Raw genomic sequence first — 23,217 nt, 5'->3', positions numbered from 1 at the left:
CCCGTCATGACCCGTATCCGCCCCCTCTCCACGATCTCCTTCGTGGTGCTCGCACTCGGCCTCGCCTGGCTCGTCGCGCTCCCGCTGTGGACCGGCGACGGTCTCGCGCATCCGCTCGCAGGTCTCATCATCCAGGCCATGATGTTCACGCCCGCGCTCGCCGTCGTGATCGTTCTGCTGGTCTTCCGGCCCATCGGGAAGGGGGCGCGGCTGCGATTCCTCGGCATGTGGCCGCTGCGCCCGGCGAAGCCCGTCGTCTGGATGATGGTGATCGGTCTGTTCGCCCCGGTCGTTCTCATCGCAGCATCCGTGGCCGTCGCGGCGCTCTGCGGTTGGGTGACGCTCGACCTCGTGCACTTCTCCGGCTTCGCGCAGGTGTTGGCAGCCACCACGCCCGCCGGTACGCCCGCCGCGCCGCCGATCGTCGTGATCATCTCGCAGCTGATCGCGATCCCGTTCGCCGCGGCGACGATCAATGCGGTGCTCGCATTCGGGGAAGAGCTCGGCTGGCGCGGATTCCTGCTGCCGGCGCTGCGTCCGCTCGGCACCTGGCCGGCCCTGCTCATCAGCGGCGCCGTCTGGGGCCTCTGGCACGCGCCCGTGATCCTGCTCGGTTACAACTTCGGGCGCACCGACATCACCGGTGTGCTGTTCATGATGCTCGGATGCACGGCCTGGGGCATCCTCCTCGGCTGGCTGCGCCTGCGCTCAGCGTCGCTCTGGCCCGCCGTCTTCGCGCACGGCGCCATGAACGCCGCGGGGGCGATGATCGCCCTCGTCCACGCCGCAGGGACGACATTCGACATGGCTCTGGCCGGTCCGTTGGGGATCGCCGGAGTCATCGTCTGCGCGATCAGCACCATCGCGCTGTCGCTCACCGGCCAGTTCCGCCGGCAGCCCGAGCTGAGCCGTGCTCCGAAGGCAGCCGCAGGATCGGTCGGCGGCTGACGGACACCTCTTGACGGGACTCCCCGGCCGGGGTTGTGTGGGGTCATGGCCGAACCGACTGCTGAGAACTGGCGCCGCACGGACGAGTTCCTCGCCGACACGCTCGTGGGGCAGGATGCGGCGCTCGACGCGGCGCTGAGCGCGCAGCGCGAGGCCGGGCTGCCCGATATCGAGGTGGCGCCGGTCAGCGGCAAGCTGCTGAATCTCGTCGCACGCATGAGCGGAGCGCGCCGAGTGCTCGAGATCGGGACGCTGGGCGGGTACTCGACGATCTGGTTGGCACGGGCCGTCGGGGAGGGCGGGGCCGTCATATCGATCGAGGCCGAGCCGGTCAACGCAGCGGTCGCGCGTCGCAGCATCGATGCCGCGGGCGTGGGCGACCGCGTGGCGATCCGCATCGGACGGGCAACGGATGTTCTGCCGACGCTCGAGGGATCGGATCCGTTCGATCTCGTCTTCATCGACGCGGACAAGGAGTCCAACACCGTCTACCTCGATTGGGCGGCGAGACTGAGCCGGCCCGGGGGCGTCGTGATCCTCGACAACATCGGCCGGGACGGCGAGATCATGAACTCCGATGCCAGGGATCCTCGGGTGACCGGCGCACGTGACGGCCTGCGGATGCTGGGGGAGGACCCGCGGTTCGATGCCACGGCCCTGCAGACTGTCGGCGTCAAGGGGTGGGACGGCGCAGCGATCGCCCTGATCGTGTGACATCGGCATAGGTAACGGCGGATGCCGCGCACTAGACTGACGGTGGATCGACGACGCTCCACACCAAACCTTCCCCTGAACAAGGAGCACATACGTGGCACTCATCGAGGCTGTAGGCGCACGCGAGATTCTCGACTCCCGCGGCAACCCGACCGTCGAGGTGGAGGTGCTCCTCGACGACGGGATCGTCCAGCGCGCCGCCGTTCCCTCCGGCGCATCCACCGGTGCCTTCGAGGCGTACGAGCTGCGCGACGGCGACAAGGCCCGCTACGGCGGCAAGGGCGTCCTCAAGGCCGTCGAGGCCATCATCGACGAACTCGGCCCGGCCATCGAGGGCGTCGAGGCGAGCGAGCAGCGCATCGTCGACGAGGTCCTCAATGAGACCGACGGCACCTCCAATAAGCAGCGCACCGGCGCCAACGCCATCCTCGGCGTCAGCCTCGCGGTCGCCAAGGCCGCGGCCGACAGCGCCGACCTGCCGCTGTACCGCTACCTCGGCGGCCCGAACGCTCACGTCCTGCCCGTCCCGCTGTTCAACGTCATCAACGGCGGCGAGCACGCCGACAACGGCATCGACATGCAGGAGTTCTTCCTCGCGCCGATCGGCGCCGAGACCTACTCCGAGTCGCTGCGCTGGGGCGTCGAGACCTACCACGTGCTGCGCAGCGAGCTGAAGGCCGCCGGCTACGCCACCGGCCTCGGCGACGAGGGCGGCTTCGCGCCTGACCTGCCCAGCAACCGCGAGGGCCTCGACTTCCTCGTCAAGGCCATCGAGAAGGCCGGCTTCACCCCGGGCAAGGACATCGCGCTTGGTCTCGACGTCGCCGCGACCGAGTTCTTCACCGACGGCGTCTACCGCCTCGAGAACAAGGACTGGTCCGCCGACCAGCTCATCGAGTACTACGCAGGCCTCGTCAACGACTTCCCGATCGTCACGATCGAGGACGCCCTGGCCGAGGACGACTGGGACGCCTGGAAGTCGCTGACCGACGCCCTCGGCTCGAAGGTCCAGCTCGTCGGCGACGATCTGTTCGTCACGAACCCCGAGCGTCTCGCCGACGGCATCAAGCGCGGTGTCGCGAACTCGCTGCTGGTCAAGGTCAACCAGATCGGCACGCTCACCGAGACGTTCGACGCGGTCAGCCTCGCGCAGCGTTCGGGCTACACGGCGATGCTTTCGCACCGTTCGGGTGAGACCGAGGACACCACGATCGCCGACCTGGCCGTGGCGACCAACGCCGGTCAGATCAAGACGGGCGCCCCGGCGCGCAGTGAGCGCGTCGCGAAGTACAACCAGCTGCTGCGCATCGAAGAAGACCTGGCGGATGCCGCGGTCTTCGCCGGCCGCTCGGCGTTCCCCCGATTCCAGGGCTGAACGACGACACCGCACTGAGCACGAGAGGAGGGGGAGCCATGGCGAAACGTCCGGCTCCCCTTTCTCGTGCCCGAACGGCGTCGACGGGAGCCCCGGCTCCCGCTCCTCGGCGCACGCGCGCCGGCGGCACGGCGCAGGTCGACGTCCGCGAATGGGCATCGGGAATCCGCCTGTCGGGGTTCATGGTCATCATGCTCTCGCTGGTGATCCTCGGCGCGTGGGTGCTCGTCCCGACGCTCGGAACCTATATCGATCAGAGGCAGAAGATCGCCGCTCTGGAGGCGTCGGTGCAGGTGACGGCTGAGGAGATTACGCGGCTCGAGCAGGCTCGCGAGCGCTGGGAAGATCCCGCCTACATCACGACTCAGGCCCGGGAGCGCCTGTATTACATGAAGCCCGGCGAGGTGGTCTACCTCGTCGACAACGATCTCGATCCGGCCTCTCTCCCGCAGGAGCAAGCGCCCGTCAGCGATGAGCTCGAGCAGACTCCCTCCGACTGGATGCCGCAGCTGCTGCGCTCCGTGACCGGGGCCGGGCTCGCCCAGTCGGCGATCCGCGCGCAATAACGCGGATCCCAAGGGATTGCTCAGGCACTCCTCCCGTAGGCTGAGACGGTGACGACACCGCCTTTCGCCCCGCCCACTCCCGCAGAGATCGACGTCGTGTCGGCTCAACTCGGCCGAACGGCACGCGGTGTCCTCGGCATCGCCGCCCGTTGCGTCTGCGGAAACCCCACCGTCGTGGCCACGACGCCGCGTCTGCCGGACGGATCCCCGTTCCCGACGTTCTACTATCTGACGCACCCGGCTGCGACCGCCGCGATGTCGACGCTCGAAGCCACTCAGGTGATGGTCGAGCTCACCGAGCTGCTGAACGACGACGAGTCGGTGGCCACCGCGTACCGCTCCGCGCACGAGGCGTTCCTCGCCGATCGTGCCCAGTTCGGCGATGTCCCGGAGATCGACGGAATCTCCTCGGGCGGCATGCCCACCCGCATCAAGTGCCTGCATGCTCTGGCCGGCCACGCTCTGGCTGCGGGCCCGGGCGTGAACCCCATCGGAGACCTGGCGCTGGAGCGCTCGAGCTGGTCGCCTGAGCGCTGCCAGTGCGAGGACCCCGGAGCCGCGAAGGGATGAGTGTGAAGCGGATGCTGCGTAACGCCGTCGCTGTTGCGATGGTGGCGGCATCCGCCCTGCTCGCGGGGGCGGCGACGCCTCCCCCCGCTCCGACTCCCGGACTGGTCGCGGATGACCCGACTGATCCGGTGCGCGCGCTGGAGTACTGGCTCGACGGCGCGGGGATCCGCGAGGCCTGGGCGACGACCCGCGGCAAGGGCGTGACGATCGCCGTCATCGATACCGGTGTCGGGAAGGTCCCCTCCGTCTTCGGCGAGGCCGTGGTCGGCGGAACGGACGTCTCGGGAAGCGGAACGCCCGATGGGCGATCGCCCGTCGGCGCCGTCGACCCGGACCACGGATCCTGGGTGGCCTCGCTCGCCGCCGGTCGTGGCGATGCCGACGGCACCGGAATGATCGGCGTCGCACCGGAGGCGGATCTGCTGTCGGTGTCGGTCGGGTTCGGCGCCGCGGCCGTCGTGCCGTTCGTGGATCAGATCGCCGATGGCATCCGCTGGGCCGTCGACAACGGCGCCGACGTCATCAACATGTCCCTGACGACCAACACCCTCGATTGGGATCCCAGCTGGGACGATGCGTTCCTCTACGCCTACGAGCACGACGTGGTCGTCGTGGTGGCCGCCGGCAACCGGGGGAGCGGGACGACGATGGTGGGCGCCCCGGCGACGATCCCCGGTGTTCTCACGGTGGGCGGCGTCGATCAGACGGGCACGGCGAGCGTCGAAGCATCCACGCAGGGGATCACGATCGGCATTTCGGCCCCGAGTGAAGGTCTGCTGGGCGTCTCTGCCAACGGCGATCTCGTCTCCTGGGACGGCACGAGCGGGGCGGCGCCGATCGTCGCCGGCGTCGCAGCGCTGATCCGTGCGGCTCATCCCGATCTGGATGCCGCGAACGTCATCAACCGGATCATCTCGACGGCGATCCCCGTCGAAGGGGTGACGGCGGTGCCGGATCCGCTGTACGGCTATGGGCTGCTGGATGCTGCGGCGGCCCTCAGCGCGGATGTTCCGCTCGTCTCGGAGAACCCGATGGGAGATCTTGCGGAGTGGGTGCGTCTGTATCGGCGTGCCGATGCGGAACCGCTGCCGGACCCGGAGGTGACGCCGGTGCAGATCCCTCCTCTTCCGGCTGCCGATCCGCCGTCGGAGGCGGGATCGCCGTTGCTCCCCAGCGCTGAATCTTTGCGATACGGTACCCTCCCGCTCATCGCACTCACCATGACTGGTATTCTTGTCGGGCTAGGCGTCACCGCAGCTGCCCGGCGCATCCGAACGGCGCGCGCGAAAAGCACGCCAGCACCCTGACGAGGAGTTGTCCCTACGTGCCTGAGAACAGCACTGTGCCCAAGATTTTGATCGTCGGTGGTGGCTACGCGGGTTTCTACACGGCGTGGAAGCTCGAGAAGCACCTCCGCAAGGGCGAAGCCGAAGTGACCATGGTCGATCCGCTTCCCTACATGACCTACCTGCCGTTCCTGCCCGAGGTCGCAGCCGGATCGATCGAGCCGCGCCACGCGGTCGTCGCGACGCGTCGTCACCTCAAGCGCACGAACGTCGTTTCGGCGAAGGTCACGAAGATCGATCACGCGAACAAGGTCGCGACCATCACCCCCTCCGAGGGTGAGGCGTACGAGTTCGCCTACGACCAGATCGTCGTCACGGCGGGCTCCGTCTCGCGCACCTTCCCGATCCCCGGCATCGCCGACAACGCGATCGGCATGAAGTCGATCGAAGAGGCCGTCTGGGTCCGCGACAAGCTTCTGGCGAACTTCGACAAGGCCGCAGCCCTCCCCGCCGGCCCCGAGCGCGAGCGTCTTCTGACGGTCGTCGTCGTCGGTGGTGGCTTCGCGGGCATCGAGACCTTCGCCGAGCTGCGCTCGTTCGCCTCGGCGCTGCTCAAGCGCTACCCCCAGCTCTCCTTCGAGGAGACGCACTTCCACCTGATCGAGGCGATGGGCCGCATCATGCCCGAGGTCTCGCAGCCCACCAGCGAATGGGTGCTCCAGGACCTCGCCAAGCGCGGCGCCAACGTGCACCTCGACACGCAGGTCACCGGTGCCGTCGACGGCAACGTCGAGCTGTCCACGGGCGAGGTCATCCCCTCGGACATCATCGTCTGGACCGCGGGCGTCATGGCCAACCCGCAGGTCACCCGTGCAGGAGACCTGCCCACGGAGGAGCGCGGTCGTATCCGCGCCCAGGCTTCGCTGCGCGTGATCGACGCTGACGGAAACGTCGTCGAGGGCGCATGGACCGCCGGTGACGTCTCGGCTGTCCCCGACCTCAGCGGCGGCGGAGTCGGCGGTTTCTGCGTGCCGAACGCCCAGCACGCCGTCCGTCAGGCCAAGCGCCTCGCGAAGAACCTCGTCGCCGTTCTGCGCGGCGAGGAGCCGATCGACTACTTCCACAAGAACCTCGGCGCGGTTGCCGGCCTCGGCCTCGGCACCGGTGTTTTCCAGTCGGGCAAGTTCGCGATGAAGGGCTTCTTCGCCTGGGTCGCGCACCGCGGTTACCACGGCCTGGCCATGCCTTCGTGGGAGCGCAAGTTCCGCGTGCTGTGGGGCTGGTGGAACAACCTCTGGCTCGACCGCGACATCGTGAGCCTCGAGAAGCTGCAGCAGCCTCGTGCATTCTTCGAGGAGTTCGCCTCGCGTCCGCGCCCCGCGGCCGATGCTGTTCCCGCACCGGCGAAGCCGGCCGAAGAGAAGCCGGTCGAGAAGAAGGCTCCTGCGAAGAAGCCGGCTGCGAAGAAGGCTCCGGCGAAGAAGGTCGTGGCCGACAACGCTGCAGCCGACACCGCGGAGAAGGCCGAGAAGGCCCCCGTGAAGAAGGCTCCGGCCAAGAAGCCTGCTGCGAAGAAGGCTCCTGCCGCTGCGGAGTGATCCGAGCAGATTTCACGAGGTCGGCCCCCGTTCGTTCATCGAACGGGGGCCGACCTTTTTCTTCGTCGGGTTTCAGCCGATCCGAAGCCGGTGAGCCATCGCGGGGTGCGCGAGGAACGACTCCAGGTGGCGACGCGCCTCGTCGAAGGTGTCGAAGGTGCCGCGATCGCGTCCGAACGGGTCGCGGGCGGCGTGGCCGTCGCTGGAATCGATGGAGCCGCCGAATGCCCCGTCGATGTGCGCTACCCAGAGGTCGACATCGACCTCCGTCCACAGCACGTGTCCGGTCGTGACGGCGGTGTTCGTGATGATCGTCATGGTGTTCATCATCCTTCCGAGCGAGCTGGTCGTGAGTGCTCGCTTCCCCACGAGGCTCTCAGCATTCGACGGAGGATGACAAATGTTTGCTCGGCCCTTGTGCGGGCCGGAAGGCATTTGATAATGCAGTGCCCCCACTGGGACTCGAACCCAGACTGAAGCGATTTTAAGTCGCCTGCCTCTGCCATTGGGCTATGGGGGCCCGGGCCCAGCCTAGTCGTGCGCCACGGGGCGTCGAGGTCATAGGGTGGGGGAGTGATCGACCTCACCGCGACGCCGAACGCCTCCGAGCCCCGCGCCTGGGAACAGCCCGGTCGCTGGTGGCCGCGTCTCACCGCTGCCACCGAGAAGCTTTCCGCTCCCGTGGCCGTCATCGACATCGATGCGCTGCGGCACAATGCGATGGACATGCTGGCCCGTGCGGGCGGGCTTCCGATCCGCGTCGCATCCAAATCGGTGCGCGTGCGCGGCATCCTCGACGCTGTTCTGCGCATCCCCGGCTATCGCGGCATCCTCTCCTTCTCGCTCGCCGAGGCGCTGTGGCTCGCCGAAGACCACGACGACATCGTGCTGGGATATCCGACGGTCGACCGGAACGCGCTCGAGATGCTGGTGAAGGATGAGACCGCCGCCGCTCGGATCACGCTCATGGTCGATGACATCGCTCAGCTCGATGTCATCGACGCCATCGCGCCGGCGCACCGTCGAGCGCCGATCCGACTCGCGATCGATGCGGATGCCTCGTTGCGCAGCGGAGTTCTCGGACACATCGGGGTGCGCCGCTCGCCCCTGTTCACCGCTGGCGATGTCTCGGCGCTGGCCCGGCAGATCATCCGGCGTCCGGGCTTTCGACTCGTCGGACTGCAGATGTACGAGGCGCAGATCGCCGGACAGGGCGATGCAGGAGCGGACGGCGCGGTGATCCGTCGCGTGCAGGCGCGCTCCCGGTCGGAGCTGCTCACGCGCCGCGCGCAGATCGCCGATGCCCTGACCGCCATCGCGCCCATGGAATTCCTCAACGGAGGAGGCACGGGGTCGCTGGAGACCACGGCCGCCGACGAATCCGTCACCGAGGTGTCGGCCGGCAGCGGACTCCTCGGAGGGCACCTCTTCGACGGATACCGGGCGTTCCGCCCCGCACCCGCCAGCGCCTTCGCCTTCGACGTCGTCCGACGCCCGTCCGCCGACATCGCGACGGTGCTCGGAGGAGGATGGATCGCGTCGGGTCCGGCTCTCGAGTCCCGCCAGCCCCGTGCCGTGTGGCCGGAAGGGCTTCGGATGCTGTCGCGCGAAGGCGCCGGAGAGGTGCAGACACCATTGCGCGGCGAGAACGCGCGAGAGCTGCGCATCGGAGATCGGGTGTGGTTCCGCCACGCCAAGAGCGGTGAACCCGCTGAACGGACCGACGCTTTCCACCTCGTCGACGGCGACCGGGTGATCGATCGACTGCCCACCTACCGCGGCGAGGGGAAGAGCTTCCTGTGACACGGCCAGGCGCGACATGGCACAACTGGGCACGATCGGCGCGGGTCGATCCCGTGCGCGTCGAGAGGCCCCGCACGCCCGAGGGAGTGCAGCGCGCTGTGCAGGCCGCTGCGACGCGGGGATTGCCGGTCAAAGCCATCGGTGCCGGGCACAGCTTCACGGGCATAGCCGTGGCTCCGGGTGTGCTGCTCGAGCTCGATGATCTGCAGGGGCTCGTCTCGGTCGACCGTGAGCGCTCGCGCATCACGGTGCTCGCCGGTACTCGGCTGCACCGGCTTCCCCGGATCCTGGCCGCTCACGGGCTGGCCATGGAGAACCTCGGCGACATCGACCGGCAGTCGATCGCTGGGGCGATCTCGACGGGCACGCACGGCACCGGAGCACAATTCGGAGGCCTGGCGACCCAGGTGGCGGGCATCACGCTCATCACTGCATCGGGTGATTTTCTCCGCATCGATGAGCAGGAGAACAGCGAGCTGCTTCCCGCCGTCGCACTGGGCCTCGGTGCGCTGGGGATCATCGTCGAGGTCACCCTGCAGTGCGTGCCCGCCTTCGTCCTGCACGCCGTCGACGAACCGATCCCGCTGCACGAGGTGCTCTCGACCCTGGACGAACGGGTCGCGGCATCCGATCACTTCGAGTTCTACTGGTTCCCGCACACGGATATCGCCCTCACGAAGCGCCAGACTCGGCTGCCCGAATCGACGCGGCGTGAACCCTTGCCGCGCCTGGGCCGCTGGATCGATGAGACGGTGCTGTCGAACACCGTCTATCGGGCGGTGTGCGCGGCGGGGCGCGTCGTTCCGGCGATCACGCCGCCGTTCAACCGACTCGCGGTGCGCCTGACCGGGGACCGCGAGTACACCGACCGCTCGCACGCCGTCTTCACGCAGAGCCGCACGGTGCGCTTCCGGGAGATGGAGTACGCCCTGCCCGCCGAGAACGTCGTCCCGGCCTTCCGTGCGATCCAGACGCTCATCGCCCGGCGCGGCTGGCGCATCGAATTCCCCCTCGAGGTGCGGTTCGCCGCATCCGATGACCGCTGGATGTCGACCGCGTACGGGCGGGCGAGCGGCTATATCGCGGTGCACCGCTACTGGCGGGTCGATCCCACCGAGTACTTCGGTGAGATCGAGCGCATCTGCCTGGAGTACGGCGGACGCCCGCACTGGGGAAAACTGCATACGCTCGATGCTTCCCAGCTGCGGGAGAGATATCCGCGATTCGGCGATTTCCTGGCGCTGCGCGATCAGTTGGACCCACAACGGCGTTTCGCCAACACGCACCTGGAGCGCGTGCTGGGAAAGTGACCGGTGCGTCCAGTTCGCACGCAGGGTGCGTCGATAGGATGAAAAAAATTCGTTTCGAGGGGGTTGCCCACCATGGAATGGCTCATTCCGGTAGTGATCATTGTGGCCGTGCTGGCACTTGTCGGCATTTACCTGTGGGCGACGTACAACTCGCTCGTGCAGTTGAACGTCCGCGTCGACGAGGCATGGAGCGGGATCACTGTTCAGCTGAAGCGCCGGGCCGACCTCATCCCCAACCTCATCGAGACGGTCAAGGGCTACGCCGCCCATGAGAAGGCGGTCTTCGAGAACGTGACGCGGGCACGAGCCGAGACGATGTCGGCGACCGGGCCGGGCGAGGCGGGAATCGCCGAGGGCCACCTGCAGCAGGCGCTGAAGTCGCTCTTCGCGGTGGCCGAGGCCTACCCTCAGCTGCAGGCCAGCCAGAACTTCCTCGGGCTGCAGCAGGCACTCGTCGACACCGAGGACAAGATTCAGGCCGCCCGCCGCTTCTACAACGGCGGCGTGCGCGAGCTGAACACCAAGATCAAGGTGTTCCCCAACAACCTCTTCGCCCGCGGTCTCGGCTTCACCGAGCGAGAGTTCTTCGAGGTTGCCGACAGTGCGGCCATCGCCGAGCCGCCCCGCGTGCAGTTCTGACACCACCGGAGAGGAAGGCCTGATGCGCATGCGCATCGGGCCTTCCTCGTTTCACCAGACCGACAGCACGATCGTGTCGGCGGTGAAGGAGACATCGCCGCGAAGCGTCCACGATTCGGTTCGATAGGTGGCGGTGAGCGGCTTTCCGTCGTGACCGGTGCCGTGCACGACGGCGATGAGGATGCCGTCATCGGCGAGGAACGAGGTCTCGCTCAGCGTGATGCTCGGGAAACGCTCGATCGTCATCTCTGCGCTGTCGACGTACCGGAGATCCGCTGCCCAGGGCAGGACGATCCCGCATCCGCCCGGGATATCGGATGCCGTGGCGCAGTCTGTCGCGTAGGCGTCGAGCCGGGACTGAGCGAGGGACGACGCCTCGGGCAAGAGCTCGGCGTCGAGCGGACTCATGATGTCGGCGCCCGCGAGCGCACTGATGCGCGCCTCCCCGGCGAGGAAATCCGCCGGGGCCGCGGAGGCCTCGTAGACGGCGGGAATTAGCAGGGTCGGCGTGCTCGCCGGGATCAGAGCATCCCCGATCATCATGGGCGCATCCGCGGTGACGGCGGCGAAGAGCGCGTCGGGCTCCGGGACAAGGGACCCGCCGACCCGGGTCATCGGCAGCGCCGCGCGGTGCTGTTCACCATCCAGCGTGTAGGACACGCTGACGACGGGATCGCCGTCGTGCGCGGATGCCGAGACGACCGCCGGGTCCTCGATGAGACCGGTCGCGCCGCTCAGCGCGGCTATGGCGCTCTCCTCGAGCTCCACGCCGGCCGCGGCGATCGTCTCGGGGTCGCCCGTCGCCAATGCCTGCATGACGGCCAGAGCCCGATCCTCGGGAGCATCATCGGACGGGGTGAGGAAGAAGAGACCGGCCGCGGCCGTGGCGATGACCGCCGCGCCGATGGCGAGGAGCATTATCGGCCTGCGCTTCGTCATCCCGACACCTCCCGCGGGTGCACGTGACGCAGTGCCCCGCACTCGGAGGAGGTCAGGGGACGCGCGATGGCCTCGGCCGCATCACCCCATCCGGAGATCGAGATGTTCTGGAGACCCTGCCACTCGGCCGCGCGCATGATCTCCGCGGCGATGGCCGCCTCATCGCCGCGGCGGCCCTGCGGCTCCCACCAGGCGGACTGCACCTGCAGCGTCGAGCTCGCGCGATCGGCACGCAGATCGACGCGCGCAACGATGCGGTCGCGTACGAGAACGGGCAGGGAGTAGTAGCCGTATCGGCGCCTGTGCGCGGGAACGTAGATCTCGATGCGGTAGTCGAGCTCGAAAACGCGCAGCGCACGCTGGCGGAACCAGACGACGGGATCGAAGGGCGTGAGCAGAGCCGCAGCCTGGATTCGGCGGGGCAGGACGGCGTCGCTGTGCATCCATGCCGTGACGGCGCGTCCGCCCTGCTCCCACCCCCGTACAGCGACGGCGCGCAGACGCCCCTCGTCGGCGAGTTCATGGACGGCCCGTGCGACCGCGGCGCGGTCTCGGATGCGGTAGTAGTCGGCGAGGTCGGCAGCCGTCGCGATGCCGGACGATCGCGCCGCGCGCTCCACGAGCTCGCGGATCGCCGCGTCGCGGGGGACGACCCGATCTCGAACGGATGCCGGGATCACATGCTCGGCCAGTGCGTAGAGCCGCTCGAAGCCGCGGCGTCCGCTGATAGACACCTCGCCCACCCGCCACAGGTACTCCAGCGCCTGTTTCGCCTCATCCCAGCCCCACCAGGAACCGCGTTCGCGCGGCGCATCATCGCGCAGCTGCGCGGACCGCAGCGCACCGCGCTCCGCCAGCTCGGCCCGTACCCAGTCCAGGGTTCGGGGATCCGGCCACGACGAGGGGTTCGCGTCGCGGCGGGCGCGGAAATCATCCATGCGGAAACGCCAGAGCGGCCAGTCCTCGACGGGGATGAAGGTCGCCTCGTGCGCGAGGTATTCGACGTAGTGCGTGGTCCGGTTGACGAAGACGCGATCCAGGAGCGCCGGATCGTACGCGCCCAACCGGGAGAAGAAGGGCATGTAGTGACTGCGGGAGAACACGTTCACCGAGTCGATCTGCAGCACGCCCAGCCTGCCCATCGTGCCGTGCAGGTGACGGGGAGCGATCCTGGCGGCCGGGCGTCGACGGCTGAACCCCTGCGCGGCTAGGGCGACGCGTCGGGCCTCAGCGGCGCTCAGAGTGTCGGACACCCCGTCAGCGTACCCTCCGCCTCAGACACGGCAGCGTCATCGATGTCATCCGTACTCCAGAGCGTTCTCAGCCGCAACTAGACTGACCACATGACGGAAGAGCAGCGCCCCCGAAAGCGCGATCTCCTGTGGGGTCGCATGCCGACCGACCGCACCGTCTCGACCGAGGCCGACCATGCCGTCCCCCTCGCTCTGCGCGTCACGGCGGGGTACGCGTGGCGGCTGCTGTTGATCGCCGCCGCGGCCGGAGTGATCGTGTGGGTCGTGATCACGCTGAAGCTCCTCGTGATCCCCCTGCTCGTGGGCATCCTCATCACGGCCCTGCTCTGGCCTGCCTTCTCCTGGATGCTGCGGCACCGCGTGCCGCGCTGGATCGCCATCGTCGTCTCGATGCTCGGAACCGTGGCGATCGTCGGGGGCCTCATGTGGCTCGTCATCTGGCAGGTCGCCCGTGAATGGCCCGAGGTGCAGGCGCGAACGGTCATCGCCGTGAACGAGTTCCGCACCTACCTCACTGAGGGGCCCCTGCATCTCACGGATGCGCAGATCCAGAACTACATCGATCAGGGCTTCGCGCTCATCCAGGAGCAGGCGCAGCTGCTGTGGTCGGGCGCGCTCGCGCTCGGCACGACGTTCGGCCATGTCGCCGTGGGCGCAGTGCTGACCCTGTTCATCCTCATCTGCCTGCTCACCGACGGTGCCGGCATCTGGCGCTGGACGACGCGCATGTTCCCGCGCGCGGCACGCCCCGCCGTCGACGCCTCGGCGCGCACCGGCTGGCGCACGGTCGTCAACTACGCCAAGACGCAGCTGCTGGTCGCCACGATCGACTCGATCGGCATCGGCCTGGGCGCGTTCCTGCTCGGCGTACCGCTGCCGATCCCGATCGCCGTGCTCGTCTTCCTCGGCGCGTTCGTGCCGATCGTCGGAGCCGTCGTGACCGGTGCGCTGGCCGTGCTGCTCGCCCTCGTCTACAACGACCCGTGGAACGCGCTGTGGATGCTGGCCGTCGTGATCGGCGTGCAGCAGGTCGAGGGCCACATCCTGCAGCCGCTGCTGATGGGCTCGGCGGTCAAAGTCCATCCGCTGGCCGTCGTGCTCGTGGTCGCCGGCGGATCGATGATCGCCGGCATTCCCGGTGCCCTGTTCGCCGTGCCGCTCGCGGCATTCGTGAACGTGGTGGCCGTCACGCTGAGCAGCGGTTCGTGGAAGACCGGCGGCAAACCGTCGGGTGATCTCATCTGGAGTACAGTGCCGCGCGAGCGGCGACGGAGGAATACATGAGTGCAGTCCCTGAACTGGCAGAGTTCGAAGAAGCCGCACGGGGGCTGGAACGGGTGATATCGCGCACGCCGGCCCTCCCGGCGGTGGCGCTGTCCGACATCATCGGATCCCCCGTGATCCTCAAGATGGAGAACCTGCAGCGCACCGGTTCGTTCAAGATCCGCGGCGCCGCGCACCGGCTCTCGAAGCTGACCGACGAGGAGCGCTCGCGCGGCGTCGTCGCCGCATCCGCCGGCAACCACGCCCAGGGCGTCGCGCTCGCAGCGCAGGCCCTCGGCATCCCCGCGACGATCTTCATGCCGCTGGGCGTGCCGGTTCCCAAGCTGCTCGCCACCCGGGGCTACGGCGCGGAGGTCGTGCTCGAGGGCGAGACCGTCGCGACCTCGCTGCGCCTCGCAGCCGAATTCGCCGAACGCACCGGCGCGGTCATGATCCACCCCTTCGATCATCGCGATGTCGTCGTCGGCCAGGGAACGCTCGGACTCGAGCTGCTCGAGGACGTGCCCGACGTCGACACGATCCTCGTCGGCATCGGCGGCGGCGGGCTCATCGCCGGTGTCGCGGCGGCAGCCAAGGCAAAGGCCGCAGCCGCCGGGCGCACGATCCGCGTGATCGGCGTGCAGGCCGAGAACGCCGCGGCCATGACGCCTTCTCTGGCAGCGGGTGAGCCGGTCGAGATCGTCACGAAGCCGACGATCGCCGACGGCATCCTCGTCGCCCAGCCCGGCGGCGTGCCCTTCGAGATCATCCAGGACCTCGTCGACGATGTCATCACGGTGACGGACGATGACATCGCCCGTGCGCTCCTCGTGCTCCTGGAGCAGTCGCGCGTCGTCGTCGAGCCGGCCGGCGCCGTGAGCGTCGCGGCGATCCTCGCGGGCAAGGTCGAGGACACCGGCAAGACGCTCTGCGTGCTCTCCGGCGGCAACATCGACCCGCTGCTCATGCAGCGCGTCGTCTCGCACGGGCTTGCGGCATCCGGCCGTTACCTGACCATTCGCATCCCGCTGCCCGATCGTCCCGGTCAGCTCGCGCGCGTGTCGGAGCTCGTCTCCGAAGCCGGCGCGAACGTCATGGAGGTCATGCACACTCGCCACGGCCAGGGCCTGCAGATCAGCGAGGTGATCCTCCAGATGTCGATCGAGACGCGCGGCGCCGAGCACACCGATCTCACCCTCGACACGCTGCGGCGCGCGGGCTTCGACCCGATCGTCGTCCCCGACTGACACGTATCCCCGCAATGCAGAATGCGCCGGCACCCCGAGGGGCGCCGGCGCATTCCGCGTCTGATCAGACGATCTCGGGAACGATGCGGATCGCGCCCTTGTCCGCCGACTGCGCGAAAGCGGCGTAGGCGCGCAGCGCCGCCGTCACGGGGCGCACCCGGTTCTTCGGGCGGTATCCGCCGTTCGCCTCGAGGTCGGCGCGACGGCGCTCGAGCTCCTCAGCGGGGACGTCGAGGGAGATCGCGCGGGTGGGGATGTCGATCGAGATGATGTCGCCGTCCTCGACGAGCGCGATGAGCCCTCCGGCCGCAGCTTCGGGGGAGACATGGCCGATCGACAGTCCAGACGTGCCGCCGGAGAAGCGGCCGTCGGTGATGAGGGCGCACTTCTTGCCCAGGCCCAGACCCTTCAGGTACGAGGTCGGGTAGAGCATCTCCTGCATGCCGGGGCCGCCCTTGGGGCCCTCGTAGCGGATGACGACGACGTCGCCCTCCACGACCTTCTTGCTGAGGATCTTCTCGACGGCCTCATCCTGCGACTCGCACACGACCGCGGGACCGGAGAACGTCCAGATCGACTCGTCGACGCCGGCGGTCTTCACCACGGCGCCGTCGACGGCGACATTTCCACGCAGAACCGCGAGGCCGCCATCCTTCGAATAGGCGTGCTCGACATCGCGGATGCAACCGCCTGCAGCATCCACGTCGAGGTCCTCCCAGACGTTCGACTGCGAGAACGCCTTCGAGGATCGCACGCCGCCGGGGGCGGCGTGCCACAGGGCCTGCGCCTCGTCGGAGGCCTTGCCCCCGCGGATGTCCCACTCGTCGAGCCACTCTCCGAGGGTCGATGCGTGGATCGTGTGCACCTGGTCATCGAGCAGACCGCCGCGGCGCAGCTCGCCCAGCAGTGCGGGTATGCCGCCGGCGCGGTGCACGTCCTCCATGTAGTAGGTCTTGTCGCCGGCGATGTTCGGGGCGACCTTCGCCAAGCAGGGCACTCGGCGCGAGACCTCGTCGATCTCGTCGAGCCCGAAGTCGACGCCGGCCTCGACGGCGGCGGCCAGCAGATGCAGGATCGTGTTCGTAGACCCGCCCATCGCGATGTCGAGGGCCATGGCGTTGCCGAAGGCGGCCGGGGTGGCGATGTTCAGCGGCAGGACCGAGGCGTCGTCTTCGTCGTAGAAGCGGCGGGTGATGTCGACGACGAGCGAACCGGCCTTCTCGTAGAGGGCGCGGCGGGCCGTGTGGGTGGCGAGCACGGAGCCGTTGCCCGGCAGGGAAAGGCCGATGGCCTCGGTGAGGCAGTTCATCGAGTTGGCGGTGAACATTCCCGAGCAGGAGCCGCAGGTGGGGCACGCGGCCTCCTCGATGCGGGTGATGTCCTCATCGGAGATGTTCGGGTTCACGGCCTCGCTCATCGCATCGACGAGGTCGAGGGTGCGGATGGAGCCGTCGACGAGGGTCGCGCGTCCGGACTCCATCGGGCCGCCGGAGACGAAGACGGTCGGGATGTTCAAGCGCAGCGCTGCGAGGAGCATCCCCGGGGTGATCTTGTCGCAGTTCGAGATGCAGACGAGGGCGTCGGCGCAGTGCGCGTTGACCATGTACTCGACCGAGTCGGCGATGAGGTCGCGCGAGGGGAGCGAGTAGAGCATCCCGCCGTGACCCATGGCGATGCCGTCGTCGACGGCGATCGTGTTGAACTCGCGGGGGATGCCGCCGGCTTCGGTGATGGCGTCCGAGACGATCCGACCCACCGGGGCGAGGTGGGTGTGGCCGGGGACGAACTCGGTGAAGGAGTTGGCGACGGCGATGATGGGCTTGCGGCCGAGGTCGCCGCCGGGAACACCGGCGGCGCGCAGCAGTGCGCGGGCGCCCGCCATATTGCGGCCGTGGGTGACAGTGCGTGAGCGAAGAGGGGTGGGCATGATTCCATTGAGCCACACTTTTCACCCGCCGGGCAGCCGTGGAGCGCATGCCGTTAGTACTGGTACTGGCAGTACTATCGAAGGGTGATCCGTCCTCGAACCCCGCGCCGGGAGCAACTCGGCGAGTTCCTCGCAGCGCGCCGCAGAGCGATGAGCCGCACGGCAGTCGGACTGCCGCTCACATCGCGGCGCAGCGATACCGGCCTGAGCCGCGAGGAGGTCGCGGCGCTGTCGGGCGTCAGCAGCAGCTGGTACACCTGGCTCGAGCAGGGGCGCGACATCAACGTCTCCCGGCAGGTGCTCGCCGCGGTCTGCCGGGTGCTGGATCTCACCGCCGCCGAAGGGGAGTACATCTCGGCGCTGGCGGAACAGGGGAAGGAGCCGGACCCCGAGCGCGCCGAGGTGCTGCCCGTGCACCTGCAGCGCATGGTCGACGCCTTCGACTTCCCGGCGTTCATCGTCGGCACCGACTGGTCGATCGTCGGCTGGAACTCCGGCTACGAATGGCTCTACCCGCGCATCGCCGACCTCGACGAAGAAGCGCGCAACCTGCTCTCGCTCGTCTATACCGACCCGCAGCTGCGCGAGATGCTGCCGGACTGGGAGCGCGACAGCAGAAGGTTCCTCGCGGAGTTCCGCGCCGAGTCGGGGGTGCGGCTGTCATCTCCGCGGCACCGGGCGGTCGTCGAACGGCTTCGTGCGGAGAGCGAGGACTTCCTGCTGCAGTGGGCCGAGCTCACGGTGGAGCGCTTCACCTCGCGCATCCGGAACTTCCGTCACCGTGACGCGGGGCTGCTCGAGTTCGAGCACCACCGGCTCGTGCCCTCGGACGCCCCTGATCTGCACATCGTCATGTACGTGCCGACGACGAGGGCCCGGCCGCCGAAGCAGGACCGGGCCCTCGTGAAGCGTCGCTGAATCAGCCCGCGAAGGTCTCGACGTTCGTGACCTCGACGGCGATCATCTTGCCGTTCGGCGCCTCATAGGAGGTCTTCTCGCCGACCTTGAGGCCGAGGATGGCGATGCCCAGGGGGCTCGCCTCGCTGTACACATCGAGATCGGTGCCGCCGGCGATCTCCCGGCTGCCGAGGAGGAAGATCTCCTCCCCACCGGCGACGACGGCGGTGACGACCGTGCCCGGCTCGACGATTCCACGGCTGGCCGGCGCTTCGCCGACCTTCGCGTTCTTCAGGAGCAGCTCGAGCGTGCGGATGCGCGCCTCCTGCTTGCCCTGCTCGTCCTTCGCCGCGTGGTAGCCGCCGTTCTCCTTGAGGTCGCCCTCCTCGCGGGCCGCCTCGATGCGCTTGGCGATCTCGTCGCGGCCGATGGTCGAGAGGTGCTCGTGCTCGGCGACGAGCCGGTCGTAGGCTTCCTGCGTGAGGAATGAAGTCTGAGCGTCTGCAGACACAGCGTGCTCCTTAGTATGTGCGGTCGCCCGTCAGGGCGGTGGGATATGCCAAGACGCCCCGGCAGAAGGCCAGGGCGTCGGTATTCACGAGGATTCTATGCGACCCAGCAGGCGTTCACCAAACCTGTCGTGGCCTCCGCGACCGTCGGGACGGTGACGGTGAAGGACCGCGTGTGGGCCGCATCCGCCGGGATCTCGACGATCTTCCAGCCGACGACGCCGAACTCGACATCCAGCGCCTCGACGGCGCAGACGACGTCCTTCTGATTCGTGGCGGTCAGCTGGAATCGCACGGTCGTGCTGTGCGCATCGACGACCTCGAACCCGAGATCGTCCGCGTCGACCGAGTTCATCGACTGGGCCACCGTCATCCATCCCGCGGCGATGACGGCGAGCACGGCGATTATGCCGCCGATGATCCAGGTAGCCTTTCGACGTCGGCCGCGGCCGTATCGCTCGTCGAGCTCGAGTGCTGTCGTCACGTGCTGGGTCTTCCGGTCGTTAGGCTGGTACTACCAGGTTATGCGACCTGGGCAGGAAAGGCGGACACATGCTCGTGCTGTTCGGAACAGAGATTCCCATTCCGACGCCGTCGGTCGACCCCGACTCCGTGACGCCGGGGCCCATCGGGTTCGCCGCGATCGTGATCGTCGTGATCGCCGTGGTCCTGCTCATCTGGGACATGAACCGCCGCGTGCGCCGGGTGCGCTACCGCGAGGAGATCCGCGAGGAGCTGGATGCCGAGCTCGCTGCGACGCAGAGCGAAGAAGCGGATGACGCGGCGTCCGCTCCCGTCGAGACCACGATGACGGACCCCGAAGAGGACGATCCGACCCGCTGACCCCGGCGGACCGTCCTCGGTGGGGCGGCCGTCAGACTCCTACGCGGGAGAACGCGTCGAGGCTGATCCCCTGTTCGAGGATGTGGCGCGACCACTCCTTGGCGCTGTGCAGGCTGTGATCGCGGTAGTTGCCGCACTCCACGGCCGAGACTCCGGGAACGTCGTCCCAATCGGCCTTCTCGGCGATGAACTGCAGGCCGGCGCGGATCGCCGTGACGACCTCGGCGACCGTCGGCTCGCCCCAGGTGATCAGGTGGAAGCCGGTGCGGCAGCCGAACGGCGAGATGTCGATGACGCCGTCGAGGTGATCGCGCAGCACCGCGGCGAGGGTGTGCTCGATCGTGTGCAGGCCCGAAGTCGGGATCTCGCCGGCGTTCGGCTGCACGAACCGCACATCGAAGTTGGAGATCGTATCGCCGCGCGGTCCGCGCTCGACGGAGATGAGGCGCACATAGGGTGCGTGGACAGCGGTGTGATCGAGCGTGAAGCTCTCGACTTCGGCCATGGGTCAAACTCTCCTCGTCATGGGATTCGCGTGCATCGGGTGCACTGCGAACTTAGCCGCCCGCACGGGCGAACGACACATCCTGTTACCGCGCGAGGCGCGGGCGTCAGCCCGGAAGACCGAGCGAGGGGGAGTGCGGGGCCAGCGAGATGAGCAGGCACGCGGTCCAGTGGCAGAGGAACGCCAGCACGGTGCACAGATGGAAGATCTCATGGAATCCGAAGTGGCCGGGCCAGGGGTTCGGCTTCTTCAGCGCGTAGACGATCGCGCCACCGGTGTAGAGCAGACCCCCGACGCACACGAGCACCATCATCGTGACGTTCGCCTGCAGGAGATCTGCCATGTACATCACCGCAGCCCAGCCGAGGACCAGATAAAGAGCGACGTACAGCCAACGGGGCGCATCGATCCAGAAGACGCGGAACAGGATGCCGAGCGCGGCCCCGCTCCACACCAGGATGAGCAGCAGCATCCCCTTCTCGGGAACGAGCGCGTTCACCGCGAGCGGTGTGTAAGTGCCGGCGATCAGCAGCAGGATGTTCGCATGATCGATGCGCTTGAGGACCATCTTGGTCTTCGGGCCCCAGTTGATGCGGTGGTACAGAGCGGAGTTGCCGAACAGCAGCAGCGAGCTGGCCATGAACACGGCCGCAGCCCACTTGGCCGGAGTTCCCTCGGCGAGCACGATCAGCACGATTCCGGCGGCGATCGCCACGGGGAAGGTGCCCGCGTGGAGCCAGCCGCGCCAGCTCGGTTTCACCTCGGCGATCGCGTCATCCTGTGCGGCGTCGATCAGAGGCAGCTGGGGCAGAGGCGTCGCTTCGTGGTCGGGAGTGCTCACGTGCTCACTCTAGGTGTCGGCTCATTCCGTTTGATGTACATCTTCAGCATGCTGAGCGGGCTCACACGGTGTACGAGGCTCGGCGCGGTAGCGTAGGCACGTGAATGCGCGTGTGAGCGAAGGCCGGGGCCTGCTGTATCGGTTGTATGGCAACCGCCTGCGGCGACAGCTGGACCCCTCGGCCGTTCCGCACCACATCGCCATGATGATCGATGGCAACCGCCGCTGGGCGCGTCAGCTGGGCTTCGATTCCGTTTCCGACGGTCACCGGGCCGGAGCCGCGAAGATGCGCGAGTTCCTCGGCTGGTGCGATGAGATCGGCGTGCGCGTCGTCTCCCTCTACCTCCTCTCCAGCGACAATCTGCGCAAGCGCGACTCGAAGGAGATCGCCGACCTCATCGAGATCATCGCCGAGCTCGCCGAGGCTCTGTCGCAACAGAGCGGATGGCGCGTCAAGCACGTGGGACGCTCCGACATCCTCCCCGCAGAGCTCGCGCGCGTTCTCTCCGATGCGGAGAAGCGCACCGAGCACAACACCGGGCTGCACGTCAATCTTGCGGTCGGCTACGGCGGACGCAACGAGATCGTCGATGCGGTCCGCTCGATCCTCGCCGAGCACCATGCCTCCGGCGGCTCGTTCGAGGACCTCGCCGAGCAGCTGACCCCCGAGATGATCGGCGAGCACCTCTACACCGGCGGCCAGCCCGATCCCGACCTCGTGATCCGCACCAGCGGTGAGCAGCGCCTCAGCGACTTCCTCCTCTGGCAGAGCGCGCACAGCGAGTTCTATTTCGTCGAAGCGCTCGGTCCAGACCTGCGTGAGGTCGACTTCCTGCGGGCGATCCGCGACTTCGCCGACCGGGATCGCCGGTTCGGCCGCTGAATCCACCGTGTCTGCGCGGGCTTGGCGTGGGAGACTCGTGGGGTGACCACTATCGATGACTACCTCGCGGGCTTCGACGGCGACCCCGGGTACCTCGACTGGGCCGGCTTCGGCCCCATCTCGCCGACCGTGCGCGCCGAAGTCTTCGCCGATGCTGATCTCCTCGGCAGCGGACGGGCCTCGTCCAATGCCCTCGTCTCCGAGCGCTTCGACGAGGCACGCGATCTCGTCGCCGAACTGATCGGCATCGACCCCGCCCTCGTCACCCTGCAACCCTCCGCCACGCACGGCCTTCAGCATGCCCTCTACGGCCTCGCCGGCACGGTCATGGCTTCGAGTGCCGAGGTGCCTGCCATCACGGTCACACTCGAGCGCGCGGCTCGGTTCTCGGGCGATGCCCTGCAGGCGCGGTGGATCTCGCCGGCCGACTCGTTCGTGACTCCCGATGCGGTCGCGGAGGCCCTCGACGACGACGTGCGCGCCCTCGTCGTCAGTCACGTCGACTTCCGCACGGGCTACCGCGCCGACCTCGCGGCTCTGCGCGAGGTCATCGGCTCGGACCGGCTCCTCATCGTCGACGCAGTTCAATCATTCGGGATCGTCGACGACGATCTCAGCATCGCCGATGTCGTGGTCGGAAACGGATACGGGTGGTTGCGGTCCGCGCGCGGAACGGGCTTCGCATCGTTCTCGCCGCTCGCCCGGGAGCGCATCGAGCCCGTTCTCTCCGGATTCGTCGGAGTCGAGGGCGGAATGCCCCTCGACGACATCCCCGCCCCCGCGGCATCCGCCCGAGCCTACGCGGTCAACCACCCCGACCAGCTCGCCGTCGCCCGCCTGGCCGTCGGATTGCGCGATGTGCGCGACGTCGGCCCTGCGATCATCGAGAAACGCATCAGCGAACGCGTCGACCGCATTCTCGAGATCGTCGACCGCCACGGCATCCCCGTGCAGACACCGCGCGATGAGCACCGACGTGCCGGAATCGTCACGCTCACCCCGCACGCCCCCGGCGCACTCGCCGCCGTGCTCACCAACGCCGGCGTCGTCGCGACGCCGCGGGGAAACAGCATCCGGCTGTCGGCGCACGCCGGAACGAGCGACGAGACCCTACGCATGCTCGACGAAGGAATCCGCACCTTCATCTCGATGAACGCCTGAACGTTCATCCGCGCGACACCTCCCGTTCTGCGTGTCGATGCCGGCATGGCGACATGCCGGTCGTACCTTCGAGGCATCGGGCACCGCGCCCGATCGAGTCGGCCAGAAGGTACGCGACTCGTGGCCCCAGGTCGACTCGT

Annotated in this window: 24 protein-coding genes and 1 tRNA gene; 16 read left to right on the top strand and 9 right to left on the bottom strand. The window is 68.1% G+C overall.

Annotated features, from left to right (window positions below; all coding sequences use genetic code 11):
* Nucleotides 1-6: 6 nt before the first annotated feature.
* The 7 genes from ACWAUG_RS03195 (at nucleotide 7) to ACWAUG_RS03165 (ending at nucleotide 7,057) form a co-directional block, all read left to right on the top strand.
* The gene (locus ACWAUG_RS03195; RefSeq protein ID WP_298037134.1) at nucleotides 7-948 is read left to right on the top strand and encodes a CPBP family intramembrane glutamic endopeptidase; all 942 of its coding nucleotides are present in this window, start codon (nucleotides 7-9) and stop codon (nucleotides 946-948) included.
* 45 nt (nucleotides 949-993) lie between these two features.
* Entirely contained in the window at nucleotides 994-1,662 is a 669-nt protein-coding gene (locus tag ACWAUG_RS03190) for an O-methyltransferase (RefSeq protein WP_298037138.1), read from the top strand.
* Nucleotides 1,663-1,756: 94 nt separating this feature from the next.
* On the top strand, nucleotides 1,757-3,037 hold the full coding sequence (gene eno / locus ACWAUG_RS03185) for a phosphopyruvate hydratase (protein ID WP_298037142.1): 1,281 nt from the start codon (nucleotides 1,757-1,759) through the stop codon (nucleotides 3,035-3,037).
* Between the two features lie 38 nt (nucleotides 3,038-3,075).
* Complete coding sequence (locus ACWAUG_RS03180; RefSeq protein ID WP_298037147.1) at nucleotides 3,076-3,603, top strand: FtsB family cell division protein; 528 nt, start codon at nucleotides 3,076-3,078, stop codon at nucleotides 3,601-3,603.
* 48 nt (nucleotides 3,604-3,651) lie between these two features.
* Complete coding sequence (locus tag ACWAUG_RS03175; protein ID WP_298037152.1) at nucleotides 3,652-4,173, top strand: DUF501 domain-containing protein; 522 nt, start codon at nucleotides 3,652-3,654, stop codon at nucleotides 4,171-4,173.
* Between the two features lie 11 nt (nucleotides 4,174-4,184).
* A complete protein-coding gene (locus tag ACWAUG_RS03170) occupies nucleotides 4,185-5,480 on the top strand; it encodes a S8 family peptidase (RefSeq protein WP_298037157.1) in 1,296 nt (431 codons plus the stop codon).
* A gap of 35 nt (nucleotides 5,481-5,515) precedes the next feature.
* Entirely contained in the window at nucleotides 5,516-7,057 is a 1,542-nt protein-coding gene (locus ACWAUG_RS03165) for an NAD(P)/FAD-dependent oxidoreductase (RefSeq protein ID WP_460801182.1), read from the top strand.
* A 72-nt stretch (nucleotides 7,058-7,129) separates the two neighbouring features.
* Here ACWAUG_RS03165 and ACWAUG_RS03160 read toward each other — a convergent pair whose 3' ends face one another.
* Both ACWAUG_RS03160 and ACWAUG_RS03155 read right to left on the bottom strand, forming a co-directional pair.
* Nucleotides 7,130-7,375 (bottom strand): hypothetical protein, encoded by a 246-nt coding sequence (locus tag ACWAUG_RS03160; protein ID WP_298037162.1) that lies wholly within the window; start codon nucleotides 7,373-7,375, stop codon nucleotides 7,130-7,132.
* Between the two features lie 129 nt (nucleotides 7,376-7,504).
* Nucleotides 7,505-7,577: transfer RNA gene (locus tag ACWAUG_RS03155), tRNA-Leu, on the bottom strand.
* A gap of 53 nt (nucleotides 7,578-7,630) precedes the next feature.
* On the opposite strand from ACWAUG_RS03155, the gene ACWAUG_RS03150 reads away from it, so the two are divergent.
* The 3 genes from ACWAUG_RS03150 (at nucleotide 7,631) to ACWAUG_RS03140 (ending at nucleotide 10,809) form a co-directional block, all read left to right on the top strand.
* On the top strand, nucleotides 7,631-8,860 hold the full coding sequence (locus ACWAUG_RS03150; protein ID WP_460801180.1) for an alanine racemase: 1,230 nt from the start codon (nucleotides 7,631-7,633) through the stop codon (nucleotides 8,858-8,860).
* Nucleotides 8,857-10,170, top strand: coding sequence for a D-arabinono-1,4-lactone oxidase (locus ACWAUG_RS03145; RefSeq protein ID WP_460801178.1), 1,314 nt, complete (start codon nucleotides 8,857-8,859; stop codon nucleotides 10,168-10,170). Before ACWAUG_RS03150 ends, ACWAUG_RS03145 begins: the two co-directional genes overlap by 4 nt.
* A 72-nt stretch (nucleotides 10,171-10,242) precedes the next feature.
* Nucleotides 10,243-10,809, top strand: coding sequence for a LemA family protein (locus ACWAUG_RS03140; RefSeq protein ID WP_298037170.1), 567 nt, complete (start codon nucleotides 10,243-10,245; stop codon nucleotides 10,807-10,809).
* A gap of 51 nt (nucleotides 10,810-10,860) precedes the next feature.
* Here ACWAUG_RS03140 and ACWAUG_RS03135 read toward each other — a convergent pair whose 3' ends face one another.
* Both ACWAUG_RS03135 and ACWAUG_RS03130 read right to left on the bottom strand, forming a co-directional pair.
* A complete protein-coding gene (locus tag ACWAUG_RS03135; RefSeq protein WP_460801177.1) occupies nucleotides 10,861-11,748 on the bottom strand; it encodes a hypothetical protein in 888 nt (295 codons plus the stop codon).
* Nucleotides 11,745-13,001, bottom strand: a complete 1,257-nt coding sequence (locus ACWAUG_RS03130) for a winged helix-turn-helix domain-containing protein (protein WP_460801175.1) — start codon at nucleotides 12,999-13,001, stop codon at nucleotides 11,745-11,747. Before ACWAUG_RS03130 ends, ACWAUG_RS03135 begins: the two co-directional genes overlap by 4 nt.
* Nucleotides 13,002-13,091: 90 nt before the next feature.
* Between ACWAUG_RS03130 and ACWAUG_RS03125 the strand changes: the two genes are divergently transcribed.
* Nucleotides 13,092-14,285 carry an AI-2E family transporter gene (locus ACWAUG_RS03125; RefSeq protein WP_298037175.1) on the top strand — a complete coding sequence of 398 codons (1,194 nt, stop codon included), beginning with the start codon at nucleotides 13,092-13,094 and terminating at the stop codon, nucleotides 14,283-14,285.
* Nucleotides 14,282-15,511, top strand: coding sequence for a threonine ammonia-lyase (gene ilvA / locus ACWAUG_RS03120; RefSeq protein WP_460801173.1), 1,230 nt, complete (start codon nucleotides 14,282-14,284; stop codon nucleotides 15,509-15,511). Before ACWAUG_RS03125 ends, ilvA begins: the two co-directional genes overlap by 4 nt.
* 64 nt (nucleotides 15,512-15,575) lie before the next feature.
* Here the strand turns inward: ilvA and ilvD are convergent, their stop codons facing one another.
* The gene (gene ilvD, locus ACWAUG_RS03115; RefSeq protein WP_298037178.1) at nucleotides 15,576-17,438 is read right to left on the bottom strand and encodes a dihydroxy-acid dehydratase; all 1,863 of its coding nucleotides are present in this window, start codon (nucleotides 17,436-17,438) and stop codon (nucleotides 15,576-15,578) included.
* 84 nt (nucleotides 17,439-17,522) lie between these two features.
* On the opposite strand from ilvD, the gene ACWAUG_RS03110 reads away from it, so the two are divergent.
* Nucleotides 17,523-18,356: a helix-turn-helix transcriptional regulator gene (locus ACWAUG_RS03110; RefSeq protein WP_298037180.1), complete on the top strand. Its 834-nt coding sequence runs from the start codon at nucleotides 17,523-17,525 to the stop codon at nucleotides 18,354-18,356.
* A gap of 1 nt (nucleotide 18,357) precedes the next feature.
* Here ACWAUG_RS03110 and greA read toward each other — a convergent pair whose 3' ends face one another.
* Both greA and ACWAUG_RS03100 read right to left on the bottom strand, forming a co-directional pair.
* Entirely contained in the window at nucleotides 18,358-18,846 is a 489-nt protein-coding gene (gene greA, locus ACWAUG_RS03105; RefSeq protein WP_298037183.1) for a transcription elongation factor GreA, read from the bottom strand.
* Nucleotides 18,847-18,941: 95 nt separating this feature from the next.
* Nucleotides 18,942-19,328, bottom strand: coding sequence for a DUF4307 domain-containing protein (locus ACWAUG_RS03100; protein ID WP_460801171.1), 387 nt, complete (start codon nucleotides 19,326-19,328; stop codon nucleotides 18,942-18,944).
* A 68-nt stretch (nucleotides 19,329-19,396) separates the two neighbouring features.
* Between ACWAUG_RS03100 and ACWAUG_RS03095 the strand changes: the two genes are divergently transcribed.
* Complete coding sequence (locus tag ACWAUG_RS03095; protein ID WP_298037186.1) at nucleotides 19,397-19,687, top strand: hypothetical protein; 291 nt, start codon at nucleotides 19,397-19,399, stop codon at nucleotides 19,685-19,687.
* Nucleotides 19,688-19,718: 31 nt separating this feature from the next.
* Here ACWAUG_RS03095 and ACWAUG_RS03090 read toward each other — a convergent pair whose 3' ends face one another.
* On the bottom strand, nucleotides 19,719-20,192 hold the full coding sequence (locus tag ACWAUG_RS03090; protein WP_298037189.1) for an S-ribosylhomocysteine lyase: 474 nt from the start codon (nucleotides 20,190-20,192) through the stop codon (nucleotides 19,719-19,721).
* A 106-nt stretch (nucleotides 20,193-20,298) separates the two neighbouring features.
* Nucleotides 20,299-21,003 carry a PAQR family membrane homeostasis protein TrhA gene (trhA, locus tag ACWAUG_RS03085; protein WP_460801331.1) on the bottom strand — a complete coding sequence of 235 codons (705 nt, stop codon included), beginning with the start codon at nucleotides 21,001-21,003 and terminating at the stop codon, nucleotides 20,299-20,301.
* A 130-nt stretch (nucleotides 21,004-21,133) separates the two neighbouring features.
* Here trhA and ACWAUG_RS03080 point away from each other — a divergent pair, with 130 nt between their 5' ends.
* A complete protein-coding gene (locus tag ACWAUG_RS03080) occupies nucleotides 21,134-21,916 on the top strand; it encodes an isoprenyl transferase (protein WP_298037192.1) in 783 nt (260 codons plus the stop codon).
* A 42-nt stretch (nucleotides 21,917-21,958) separates the two neighbouring features.
* The gene (locus ACWAUG_RS03075; protein ID WP_460801168.1) at nucleotides 21,959-23,077 is read left to right on the top strand and encodes an aminotransferase class V-fold PLP-dependent enzyme; all 1,119 of its coding nucleotides are present in this window, start codon (nucleotides 21,959-21,961) and stop codon (nucleotides 23,075-23,077) included.
* Nucleotides 23,078-23,217: the final 140 nt, after the last annotated feature.

The organism is Microbacterium sp. GXF6406 (assembly GCF_054798215.1).
Note: the sequence above shows the minus strand (reverse complement) of the source record. Positions and strands in the feature narration are given on the sequence as shown.